The 11,711-nt window shown below is 33.0% G+C and carries 13 protein-coding genes and 3 pseudogenes; 9 read left to right on the top strand and 7 right to left on the bottom strand.

Annotated elements, in window-relative coordinates; translation table 11 throughout:
* Entirely contained in the window at nt 1-939 is a 939-nt protein-coding gene (locus tag LEGAS_RS00295; RefSeq protein ID WP_010388124.1) for an AvrD family protein, read from the bottom strand.
* A gap of 105 nt (nt 940-1,044) precedes the next feature.
* Here LEGAS_RS00295 and LEGAS_RS00300 point away from each other — a divergent pair, with 105 nt between their 5' ends.
* Both LEGAS_RS00300 and LEGAS_RS10280 read left to right on the top strand, forming a co-directional pair.
* Nucleotides 1,045-1,374: a winged helix-turn-helix transcriptional regulator gene (locus LEGAS_RS00300; protein WP_010388126.1), complete on the top strand. Its 330-nt coding sequence runs from the start codon at nt 1,045-1,047 to the stop codon at nt 1,372-1,374.
* Nucleotides 1,375-1,405: 31 nt separating this feature from the next.
* Nucleotides 1,406-1,534, top strand: a pseudogene (locus tag LEGAS_RS10280) (aldehyde reductase); the annotation flags it as partial.
* An 82-nt stretch (nt 1,535-1,616) separates the two neighbouring features.
* Here the strand turns inward: LEGAS_RS10280 and LEGAS_RS00305 are convergent.
* Nucleotides 1,617-2,552, bottom strand: a complete 936-nt coding sequence (locus LEGAS_RS00305) for a DMT family transporter (RefSeq protein WP_010388132.1) — start codon at nt 2,550-2,552, stop codon at nt 1,617-1,619.
* A 178-nt stretch (nt 2,553-2,730) separates the two neighbouring features.
* Here LEGAS_RS00305 and LEGAS_RS00310 point away from each other — a divergent pair, with 178 nt between their 5' ends.
* From LEGAS_RS00310 to LEGAS_RS09985, 3 genes are all read left to right on the top strand, one after another.
* A complete protein-coding gene (locus tag LEGAS_RS00310; protein WP_010388133.1) occupies nt 2,731-3,621 on the top strand; it encodes a LysR family transcriptional regulator in 891 nt (296 codons plus the stop codon).
* A 1,025-nt stretch (nt 3,622-4,646) separates the two neighbouring features.
* Nucleotides 4,647-5,237 (top strand): helix-turn-helix domain-containing protein, encoded by a 591-nt coding sequence (locus LEGAS_RS00315; RefSeq protein ID WP_010388136.1) that lies wholly within the window; start codon nt 4,647-4,649, stop codon nt 5,235-5,237.
* 59 nt (nt 5,238-5,296) lie between these two features.
* Nucleotides 5,297-5,440 (top strand): hypothetical protein, encoded by a 144-nt coding sequence (locus LEGAS_RS09985; RefSeq protein ID WP_010388138.1) that lies wholly within the window; start codon nt 5,297-5,299, stop codon nt 5,438-5,440.
* 401 nt (nt 5,441-5,841) lie between these two features.
* Here LEGAS_RS09985 and LEGAS_RS00320 read toward each other — a convergent pair whose 3' ends face one another.
* The gene (locus LEGAS_RS00320; protein WP_010388141.1) at nt 5,842-6,063 is read right to left on the bottom strand and encodes a hypothetical protein; all 222 of its coding nucleotides are present in this window, start codon (nt 6,061-6,063) and stop codon (nt 5,842-5,844) included.
* Nucleotides 6,056-6,229 (bottom strand): hypothetical protein, encoded by a 174-nt coding sequence (locus tag LEGAS_RS09950; RefSeq protein WP_010388143.1) that lies wholly within the window; start codon nt 6,227-6,229, stop codon nt 6,056-6,058. The genes LEGAS_RS00320 and LEGAS_RS09950 overlap by 8 nt, the downstream gene beginning before the upstream one ends.
* A gap of 457 nt (nt 6,230-6,686) precedes the next feature.
* On the opposite strand from LEGAS_RS09950, the pseudogene LEGAS_RS10340 reads away from it, so the two are divergent.
* The 4 genes and pseudogenes from LEGAS_RS10340 to LEGAS_RS00340 form a co-directional block, all read left to right on the top strand.
* Nucleotides 6,687-6,764 (top strand): annotated as a pseudogene (locus tag LEGAS_RS10340) (hypothetical protein); the annotation flags it as partial.
* A 258-nt stretch (nt 6,765-7,022) separates the two neighbouring features.
* Nucleotides 7,023-7,391 carry a hypothetical protein gene (locus LEGAS_RS00325; RefSeq protein WP_010388144.1) on the top strand — a complete coding sequence of 123 codons (369 nt, stop codon included), beginning with the start codon at nt 7,023-7,025 and terminating at the stop codon, nt 7,389-7,391.
* Between the two features lie 302 nt (nt 7,392-7,693).
* Complete coding sequence (locus LEGAS_RS00330; protein ID WP_013231098.1) at nt 7,694-8,044, top strand: hypothetical protein; 351 nt, start codon at nt 7,694-7,696, stop codon at nt 8,042-8,044.
* A gap of 321 nt (nt 8,045-8,365) precedes the next feature.
* A complete protein-coding gene (locus LEGAS_RS00340) occupies nt 8,366-8,617 on the top strand; it encodes a hypothetical protein (protein ID WP_010388152.1) in 252 nt (83 codons plus the stop codon).
* A 1,254-nt stretch (nt 8,618-9,871) separates the two neighbouring features.
* On the opposite strand, the gene LEGAS_RS00345 is transcribed toward LEGAS_RS00340, so the two are convergent.
* The 3 genes and pseudogenes from LEGAS_RS00345 to LEGAS_RS09810 all read right to left on the bottom strand — a co-directional run.
* Nucleotides 9,872-10,165 (bottom strand): bacteriocin immunity protein, encoded by a 294-nt coding sequence (locus LEGAS_RS00345; RefSeq protein ID WP_010388156.1) that lies wholly within the window; start codon nt 10,163-10,165, stop codon nt 9,872-9,874.
* Nucleotides 10,166-10,229: 64 nt separating this feature from the next.
* The gene (locus LEGAS_RS00350; RefSeq protein WP_010388158.1) at nt 10,230-10,499 is read right to left on the bottom strand and encodes a helix-turn-helix domain-containing protein; all 270 of its coding nucleotides are present in this window, start codon (nt 10,497-10,499) and stop codon (nt 10,230-10,232) included.
* A gap of 486 nt (nt 10,500-10,985) precedes the next feature.
* A pseudogene (locus LEGAS_RS09810) lies at nt 10,986-11,599 on the bottom strand (IS30 family transposase); the annotation flags it as partial.
* Between the last annotated feature and the right edge of the window lie 112 nt (nt 11,600-11,711).

Consider the following 11,711-nt stretch of genomic DNA (forward strand, 5'->3'; position numbering starts at 1 on the left):
TTAGTTTTCCTCCAAAGTTTCTGATATTTCTTGTGCGACAGAATAAGTAAATGTCGAATTACCAAACTTAGAAATCATATCACTCGTTCTTAAAGACTTCCTTCCTAAGTACACCATTTTTGTTTTTAGTACTTCAATTTTTATTGTGTTATCATTAGGATCAACATCATACAAAAGAGTTCGTGAAAATTCGATTTTTTGCATAATCAAAGTTTTTGATTTTTCTCTTGGAATATTATCCAATCGGGCATGTAAAATTTCTGTTAATTCTGTAGTAACAATAATTTGATCTAGGATGGAAGGTAATTGATGTAACAAAAGATAGGCTGATTCCACACCAGAAAAAGTCTTGTTGTATTGAAAATCTACATTTGCCGAAATACCACTTAAATCTGGCATGATTGATACATCAGTGACTTCATTCTCTTCAGCTTCAAATGCAGAAAAATAGTAATCCTCTCCATTTGGAACAATTATCTGTTTTGAGTCATCAAACAACTTGATTGTTAATTCAACTGAAAATGAAGCTACTTTTCCTTTAAAAAATAGTTCATTATCAGAAGATAAAGCAAGATGAGCTTCCACGTTTTTAAGATTTTCAACTAAATTCTTGCCTGCTTTAACAGAGAGTTTTGAAATCAAAGCGTTATTGATTGTGTTCTCCTCAACAGCTAATTGTTCTCTAAGAAAATCTGTGACAAGTTTAACAACCAGAACGACAGAATCAAGTGTACTAAAATGTGGGGTAATTGCCATTTCTGCTACTTTTGTTGACCAATTTGTAGGATAGTGAATTTCAAAAACTTCTCTAATTTCCTCAAAACTGATTTGTTTCTCTCTTTGAAGATAATGAACTTGCTTGTAGCCCGTTCCAAAATATCTTCCATTTGCATTTCCAAGAACATCTTCAATATTCTTGAAGTAATTGATAGTTTCCATTTATGTCTCCCTCTTTGCTCATATGATATAATGAGTCTAACAGTTCTGAAAAAGTTTTCAAGAAGGGAAATAAAGTATAGTATCTATACAAAATGGAGGAATAAAATGGAACCAGGCAATGAAACGATTATTACAAAATCAATTTGTCCTGCAAGAAAAGCTCTAAATGTTTTGAAAGGAAAATTTACCCTCGAAATTTTGTCTGAAATCATTGATGGCAATTTACATTACGGTTCGCTTTTGAGAAGCATTGATGGCATGAATCCACGCATATTGGCGCAACGTTTGCATGAGTTTGAGAAGATTGGTGTATTATCAAGAAAAGTTATACCAACTAATCCCCCTCAGGTAGAATACCGTATGACAGAAAAGGGAACGTCTTTACGAAAAATAGCTAAAGAAATGAAAAGCTGGGGTGAAAAGTTTGAAGAATAAGTAAATATGGTTGTGTTGCAAAGTTTGCAACACAACCGCTGAGACTAGTAACGAAAAAGCCAAACAATTGTTGAATTGGTATCCACGTTCAGCAGCAGAATCAATCATTGCGACTGCACAAGCAATGATTGATTTGGGAATTGTTCAGATACCTGAGTAACGGATTATAGAACATCGTAAACTGGTTTATTTATTAGAGTGTTATTTGATCGACATCTCTTAAGCCTTTTGGATATTTTAATCTAGCTCTTCAATACTTTTGATTGTGCGAAGCGATTATAAATGTTGTTACCAATTAGCGCAAGAATAGTGATTGAAACGCCAGCTAATTCAAAAGCAGATATTTTATAGCCGTTTACAATGCTAATGACAAATGAAGTAATGGGCACTAAGTTCATAAACAAAATACCATTAATGGGCCCAACAATACGATTACCAAGATTCCAAGCAAATACAGCAATGACACCAGCAAATGAAATCATGTAAATTAACGCGCCGCTCACGCCGGATATTTGTTCAAAACTTGGCACGGATAACCAGCCCATCAATGTAGCGACAAACAGAATAACAATGACTGAGAGAACGCCATAAATACTAGTTAATGTTGAATAGCGTAGAATAGACCACTGCTTAAAGTCCCCACCACCGGTCGTATAAATTACCCAGCATAGTGCACCAACTAAAATGAGTACAAGTGCAAATATCGTATTATCACCTTTATATAGAACGGATAGATCACCCTTAGTAACGACCATAAATACGCCAACGGCGGCAATAATCATCGAAATTAAAGATACAATTGTAGGTTTAACACCACGATAAACCCAGCCTACTAATACGCCAAGCAATGGTTGGGTTGCCATCATCACGGAAGCAATAATAGAACCAGAAGGGCCCGCAGTTTTTTGTCCAAGGAATACTAAAAAACTAAATCCAGCAAAAGCAGATGTTCCAAATAGCCATAGTTTTAAAAAATGCCCGTCAGATTTAAAAGCTGATTTACCTTCGACAAATAGCAGAATAATAGTAAAGATAATGGCAACAATGCCATAACGAAATAGTGTAATATAAAATGGATCCATAATTTTTAGTGCGGGAACCATTACAGGGAACATACCACCCCAAGAAAATACAGCAATTAAACATAGGATAATTCCTAATAAATATTTTTTAGTCATCTCAATTCCTCTTTCTAAAACTTATGATATTTAATTCTTCCAGATAAATTAATTTACCCGCTCTGGCTTGTTTAAAATATATCATCTATATTGCTATACTGGAATTAACAGTATAAACTAGGGGGGTATAGAAATATGTTATAGGGTCATGAATTTATATGTTTAGAGGGGATAGGGCATGATTGGAAATGAAAATATAAGCTTTGACATGTTGAACGTATTTATTAAAGTCAGTGAAACAAAGAGCATCAACCAAAGTAGTAAGGTGCTGCTTCTATCGCAACCGGCCATTAGTAAAAAAATTCATCAATTAGAAAATTACGTGGGAGCACAACTGTTTAATCGTAGTGCCAAAGGGGTAGATTTAACATATGACGGTCATATGTTTTATGTTTTTGCTACACGAATGCTAAACGAATTAACGAGAACAATCGATGAAATTAATCATAAAAATTTTTCATTTAGTAATCTAACCATAGGTGTTCTCGACAGTATCTCTTCTTTTATTTTTCCAAATTTTTTTATAAATAAAGTTTACGAATTACAAAAGTTAGAGGTAACGAACAAAGGCATTGACTTAATTATGCCTTTTAACGAAGGAAGATTGGATGCCATTATTATTGATTCTGCGTTTGGTGATGACATTGTAGGACCTTATGTGCAAAAAAAACTATTTGAAGAGCCTTACTATATTGTTTATTCACAATCAAATACTAAAATGTCACCCTTGATTAAAAGTGCGACTGTTAGAGCAATAGATCTTCAAAAATTTAATTTGATATTATTACCTACTCATTGCCCCATTCACCAACAAGTGGTTAAAACTTTTAATCGTTTAAACGTTGCCCTCCCTGAAATATTTGAGAATAACTATAGTGAACTAACTATTTCCTTAGTTAGAAATTCTGATTTTATTGCGGTACTTCCTGAATCTATAGCTGTTAATAAAGTGGCACAAGATACTAATGGTTTAGGGATGAACAAATTAGAGATAGCATTTAACCGCTCGGTATCTGTCTTCGGAAGATCTGCCGATATAGTTGAAGAAATTGAAAAAGAATTGGCTTGAAAAAACAGTTAAATCTCATATGTGAATGTCAGGTGGAGTTAGCTTCGGTATTGCTAGGAAGTAGCCAAAAAGTCTGTATTTACACCTGCTTTTAAACAACAAAAAGTAGATTATAATGAATCCAAAAATGATATACTATATAATGCTTATTAAAATAGTGGGGGAATAGTTATGATCATAACAGGGAAAAAAGTAATAGGGTTTAGTAGTGTGATAATAGTCATATCAATGACTATTATCACACTACTGATGTATATTGGATTATTGCATAGATTTGACAATTATTTATTGGTTTATTTAGTGACGTTAGTTGGTTGTAGTGCGTGGTTCTTGGATTAATCGATCCAAAAAATATTGTTTCAAAAAAATTCAATTAAGTTGATATAGTGTAGGTTAATCTAATTTAAAAGTATATCAGGAAGTATCACATTTGAACGATTTTATTAGTAAAATGATAGGTCATGGGTCATGATACTAATAAAGAATTGGCTAAGCTATATGGCGATTTATCATTACTATTTATGGCACTTCTGTTAACAATTTGGTAATTAAACGATAGAGCAATTCTTATTGTGATACTAGCAATTACGTCAATATTTAGTGTTTTGGTGATCAGCAACTCAAGTAAAAAGCACGTGTACACAGTAGTTTATAGTCAAATCAAAAGGCCGCTCTGGGAAGGAGACGGTCTTTTGATTTGAGAGAGAATACTGTATTGTGAAAAAATTTAGGGCGAGCAAGGAACAGTCAAGTTATTGATTATGTCATCATAATAAGCCTATTAGATTAATTAATAGCAAACTGTTAAAAATGCTTTTTCTATATAACAAATGCAGATAGGAAATAGTCACCGCCGTGCCGTTCCTATTTTATCCACATAAAATCTGTGTTATAGTTGATTTTTAATCATGTACTGACTTGTCAAAATATTTTGACAACGATAAAAGCTGCTAATATCAATATCTTTGACAGACAAATTAATTGAATAACTTTAAAGTAGATATAACAGAGGGGGAAGAAATTGAATGGAATTAGGTAAACAAATAAAGAATTATCGCACGACTTTTAATTATTCTCAAGAACAATTGGCAGAAAAAACTTTTGTTTCGAGACAAACAATTTCAAATTGGGAAACAAATAAAAGTTATCCAGATATTCAAAGTCTGTTGTTACTTAGTTCGGTATTCGGTACTTCCTTAGATGAATTAGTCAAGGGAGATTTACAAGTTATGAAAAATGAGTTACAGAACAACAAAAGTAATCGGAGAATGACGGTATATTCCTGGATTATGGTTATTTCTTTTCTAGTGACAGCAGTATCAATGGGGCCAATACTTTTAGCGGATAAGATAATTTTATTATTCATACCATTCTTATTACTTGTCCCAGCATGTTATTTTGGCATCAAAGTAGAATCATTAAAAAAATCAGCAGATATAAAAACATATTCAGAAATATTAGCCTTTAGTCAAGGCAAGTCAGTGGATGAATTAAGAAGATATAGAAATAAAGTATCTAATTTTTTTGAGAAATTTGCTATTGTATTTCTATTTATAATTGTGTTTGTTAGTATTTGCTCAGTTTCTACATGGGTGGCGCGTATATTGATGTCATAATTTTGATCTGCTGTTTTACGTATTGACCACAAATGTATTAGAAATAAAAGGAGATAACCATGAGTGTTACCGGTATGATAGCCGACTTAATTGAAGAGGCACGTCAAGATAATGAAGATTATGCTGACGCTATGAAAGTTATTAATTCTCAAAATCGTGAGTATGTTTCAGCAGAAGAAATCAGAGCAAAATTAGGTCTATGAAATCTAGTTGGGCATTTGATAGTAACGTAGGGAAAAAGTTAGTAAGTTAAATAAACTAATTCAGCGGCGAATATCTAATTGGTTAGGTTACATATTAGTGGTATAGAAAACCCTAAAATGCTTGGTAAAGCATTTTAGGGTGAATTGAAAACATTGTGGCATTATCGAGTAGGTAAATATCGAGTAGGTAAATATCGAGTTGCAGCTGATATTGTTGATGATGAATTTGTAGTAGTTGTTTTAAAAACAAGTAAACGTGACGATGTTTACCGAAATAAATGATTAAAGATGATAAACTAAATATTTTAATTTTGGTCGGTCGTTAATTATTGCTCAGATACTAAAAAATGGACTGTTTTTATTCAATCCGCAAAATAAAGTATAGGAGTGTGTTTTTAAAATCAACTGATTTTCATATGCCATAAAGATTTTATTGCAGAAGCAATAGTTAATATACCTACCAGTAGACCAATGACATTTATCCAAAAATCCACCTCATTTGATGATACTTGAAGTAGGGACAATAGCGCAGGGATAAATAACCATAGACCGATTAAAAATGTTACAACAATACCAATCACATGCCATATTTTATTAGAATTATTTTTTCTATCATTATCCATAACTTTGTGTTACTCCACTTAAGGCATTAGAGGCGTGAGGGTGCTTAAGATTCCAGTTTGTTTTTCTACCCAGTGTGTAACCAAAAGAGTGCCACATATTTCCTAACAAAGCACCACCAGAAATATTTTGCGATGCCACATTTGACATTATTTTGTATTTGTACATAATAATTCTCCTAATAGTCAGTTAAAATTAGCCTTAATCACATTGTAAGCGTTAACAATGCATAATTCAAGTATTATTAACGCTTACAATGTGATGTCAATGCTTGGCGTATGAATAGTACCTATTTGAAATTAAGTAATAGTCCGTAGGTCTAGTTCTATTAAGCCTCTGTGTTAGATTTACGCACTTATAATACTTTAACATACCAAATCAACGCCACGATGGACATTGCATTAGTGACTATAACACTTCAAAGGGCATTATTAGTTAATAAAAGATCAACTTATTTACACACTGAATGAGAAGTCAGCCCACTCGTTTTGTCTTTGAAGGCCTTTTTCAGCACCATAATATAGTTCATTCCTATGCTAAGTTAGAGCATCCATATGACAACGTAAAAATTGAAAGTGTCCATTCACTATTCAAGCACAAAATGATCTATCAATTCTGATTTTCGTCGATTGCCCACCTGATTTTGGATGTAGCCAAATATATTAATTGGTTCAACAACGAAAGGATCAGTATTGTTAATTGAAAAATGAAAGTAGCTTAACCAATTCAGCCCTAGATACAAGATAGTCCTAACTATTGACTTACGAGCACATTCAATTCATACTATTATGATGTTACTGCTGGACTTAAACCTCTACTAGAATGGCGTGAAGTTCCGGCACAATCAGCTTTTGATGCAACCTTCAGAAACTTGATTAATGCAGGTGTATCTAGATCAGATGCTACTAATGTTGCTGAGGCAATTAAAATAGCTATTAACTTATTCGTTTGAGGTATATAAATGTTTGGAGATGTTAGATTACAAGGTAAAATATTAATGGAAATGGCAACATTTTTAGGGGATTCGTATGTAAAACCAGTATCAATAGCGCTTGTCATACAAGACCTTGGGGGCACTGAGGAAACTTTTTCTAATGTACTGGCAAAAACAAGTCAGTTGGTGAATATGAATGATATTAGCCAGTATACTCTAGCTGATTTTAAAGCATTTTATCAGAAGTTAGAGCCAGAAGTATTTGATGGCGTTAATGATGTTATTATTGTTAAGATATTGAACGGGTTATCAATCATGTATATTGATGATTTATACCCAATTGCAAAGAATATCACACTGACATATCAACTTGATAACAAGATACCTGGCATTTAATTCATAAAAGATTGTAATGCCTCTACTTAATTGTAGGGGCTTTTTTAATGCATTTTAATACCTTAGTGGTTATTATAAAGTGTGACTTAGAGAGCGTTATATAGCCCTATATGGGCATACAGAGGGCAAAGAAAAATAATTATACTTTACACATGCTATTATAGTGTGCTCTAACAATATAATGTAGATAAGTAGATTTTGATAAATGATATCAAAATTTAAAAATACTTGGTATCACAGCAATAAGAGTACAATATAGTTGTGCAATTAGTACGTAGAATCCTGAAAGGAAAAGTAGCATAATGGTTAACTGGGGAATGTATAATTTTAAAGGGAAAATAGAGAATGCATACCAAGAGTTGCTGGGTATGGGAAAAACACTCAAATCACTTGATGAACCAAAAAAAATTGCGCAAAAAATGTCTAATTTAGAGCAGGATTTGAAACAATCGCAACAGGTTAATCCTGCTGATATAGATAGAATATCTTTTGATAATTACCAAAAGCTTGTTACCAGAATAGGGTGGCTGAATACCCAACCTAAGAAGTTTGAGGATGAGCAAGAGTTAAGTTTGCTTGTTAATGCTTTTGATAAATGGATTGATAATGCCTATGATATACTAAAAGTAACCCGAAGCAATAAGAAGATATAGTATTTTACGCTGTGAATGGGGTTTAATATGAAAAAATTGTACACTTGCATTAATTGTGGTTCAGATTATCCAAAGAGTCAGATGGAAGCAGAGACACTTGATGACCAGGAGGGGTATTTATGTACTTTTTGCGCGGATCAACTAGCTGAGGATGGAAGAGATGCAGTAGATCCAGACCATAACTTTGAGTCATACGAAGACTGGGACGAAAATGGTAGATAAGGCTCTTACTTAGCTGTAAGGCTTATGGTGGGTGCTTATTTAATTTTCGGAGACGGCAAGGAAAAGTAGTATACTGGACCTGAAAAGAGGAATAATAACATGGACAATGATAAGAAAGATATTCAAACAGTAATTACCTATGAATTGGAGGCAAATTATCCGGTAGAAATAACCCTTGTTGATGGAAGAAAAATAATAGCTATTAATCCTGACGCAGGTGAATTAGCAGACAAAGGGGTTAAAGAAATAGCTATAGATGAGGTAGCTGATTACCTTACAATATATACATCTAACTTTGCATTTCTTTATATTAACAAAGACGCTATTGTTTCAGTTTCAGAAATAAGGTAAATAGTATGGAACACCTGATAATAGGTGCTTTTTAAGTCCAATATTACCCAGTTATATTACAGTAATATTACAAGTATATTACAATTGTGGGTACACTACCCCCTTTGAAAGTGCTAATTTAGGCGGAATATGCTTAAACCATTGGTATGACTACGTTTAGGGTACTTTTGGGTAGAAAATAGGAGTTCGACCAAGAGGCATACATATATAGAGCCTTTAATAATTCCTACTAAGGACCTAAGAAAGAAAAAGTGTTTAGTAGTAGGTAGCAGGAAGAGCGTAAGCGATTGACTGTTAGCAGATGTCTTGAATCTATCCAAGTTAGGTGAATTGGCGTAGTCAAGAGGGCTAACAGCCCTATAGGTGTTAAGAAAAAGGGACCTGATTATTACCTAAGTATCAATTAATAAGACCTACTAAAGGTCATTAAAGATGAAGTGAACCCAATGACTTGGACAGAATAAAAAATCTGTTCAGAAAGTTATTGGGTTCACTTCACTTCCAAGGGGGGCTTTTTACTAGCTACGACAATAGATTATATATTTGCCACAGTTATTGCTAAAATGGTGGTGAAGGAATTCTACCAATTAAAAAATTAAACGCACAAAAACTAAAAAGCACATGAAAATTTGATTGTGCTAAAAAAATTCACAAACGGTAAAACTAATGACATCAAGGTCTTACGAGTTATACCTATTAATATCATGTTCTTTTTATTAAACAGTTTATTTGTAAAATCTACTGAGTTAAATTCATATATAACCGTGTTTTTTTTAGCGCTCACTAAATTTCATAATGAGTTCTTGCAAATTTATAAAATATAGTTTGAACATTAAAAAACACGACAAAGCAATAATTCGTTGGTTGTCGTGTTTTTTGATTAAGTTAAATATCTTTATGTTTATTTAGCATGTATAATATTTTTTCTAAATAAATTCAGTGATAATAAGGCTGATTATGTTAAAATAATCCTTCTTACGATTTATTAAAAATCGTCGTATGGGTTGTATTGATGAGGGGTAGGATTGCAATCACCATTATGGCAATTTATCCAGGACCAAACCTGGCCCCAGTTACCGCCAATAGGAACCGATTCCCCAGCGATAACTTTTTGAAGCTGCTCTGCACTTAGCTCTCTAAACATAGGCATGATTAATACACTTCTTAAATATTTATTTTGTTCATATATTACGATTACTTAAAGTTAAAAAATTAGTAGTTGACTCAAGAATTTTAAGACATTTGCATATTATTTCAAATTAGCGGGGGCATTACTTTAAATCCAGCCTTGTTAATTAACTGAGATAGTTCAAAATATAGCTGCATATTTTCTTTGGAAATCGAGAAGCCATGTTCGTACAGATACATAGTAAAGTCATTCTGTAACTTCGGAAATATGAAATTGTGCGAGGTCTTGTCTGCAACTAGATCCAACTCATACTTTGTTAAAAGGTCTTTTAATTCCTTCTCATTGACAGATAAATTAGCAATCATTTTTTTAATGAGAGACACAGCCTTTAGGTTATATTCTTCATATTTTTCAGTCATGATTCGAACACCCTTTCTCGTATATTAATTTTTCTTTAACTTTAAGTAAAACCTTTGAACACCTTTAGAATAATACTTTCACTATCTTTATGCAATAAAAGTTAACGAATTGTATACATTTTTCATAAGTCTTCAAGAATTTTATATCCGGCTGTCTTTTATCATTCTCATAATGAAATAACGTAGCTGTTGTCACATTGAGCTGAATTGCAAGATCTTTTTCAGTCAAACCAACATTTTCCCGCATAGATTTCAAAGTATTTCCTAAAGTACCACCTGTAATTTGCTGTAGTTGTCTTTCAGAAAAAATAATTTTGCTAGCAATATCAATCAAACCTATCTCCTAACTTCATACTTTATAGTGACTTAATTATTCTTGATGATTTTATGATATAGAGATAAAAACCTGAGAGGGTGAACAATCTTTTGTTTAGCGTAGTTTGCGATCCTTTTAAAATTGTTTACTCTATAACATAAGATATGTATTTGTTACTAACATTTCCACTAGTTAGACTGCCTATAATAATTGTTTGTAATGTTTGTCGAAGCGTATTTCTAATCGATTGTGCAACCATTTTTTTGGAGTTGACATTGTTACTATAATATATTTATGCGATAAAATGTGTGAGTTTATACTGAGTAATGGGTTCAATGTTCCCCCACATATTTAATGTTGATCATAGTAATAATGTTAGTTCTTTATCTTTTTTCACAATAACAATATCGCTAAACATTATATTTAGCAATAGATATTTAAAAATAAGGTAGATTGCAAGAATTAACCGAACACTGCGAACTGCTGAAAAACCTTTCGTGGTGATTACCAGTTGCGTGTTTTCATTGGTCTTGCATTGATCCAATGATTGATTTGATCTAATTCTTTGTTGCTTACGGTTTCAATTTTGCGTTCTTTTGGTATAAAACGCCGTACGTATCGATTTAATATCTCATTACTACCACGTTCTTCTGGTGAGTATGGGTGTGCAAAGTAGACCGGAATGCCTAGTTTTTGCTCGATGTCGTCATATTTTGCAAATTCTCGTCCACGATCAACAGTGATTGACTTGGCATTCTTATTCTTGATCCCTTTAAAGAAACGAATTAAGACTGGTGTCACTGCCTGACTATTGCGACCACTAACGTGCCTCACAATATGTTGCCGGCTTAGTCTTTCAGTAATTGTACGAACACTTCACCACGTTTCTTACCCGATTGCATGGTATCCACTTCAAAGTGACCAAAGTTTTGTCGTGTTTGCACGCTTTTAGGTCTCGTTTCAATCGAACGACCATGAACAAATACTTGACGTCTGCCATCAGCTTGACGTTTTTTCAATGCCAACGCATGAGCAATCTCATCTTTATAGGGCGTAACTTGATGAATTTCAATCGAAACGGTTGAAGGAGAGCGATTAATAAAACGCGCTGCGGCTTTTTTATTCAAGTGTTCGGTTTAATTTTACAATCTACCTTTTATAAAAACGACTTTCAAACTAAAAGATTTTATCAACTATTGAAACAATCGTCGTATCAAAGAAAAACTCAAT

Source organism: Leuconostoc gasicomitatum LMG 18811, from assembly GCF_000196855.1.
GTDB classification, from domain to species: domain Bacteria; phylum Bacillota; class Bacilli; order Lactobacillales; family Lactobacillaceae; genus Leuconostoc; species Leuconostoc gasicomitatum.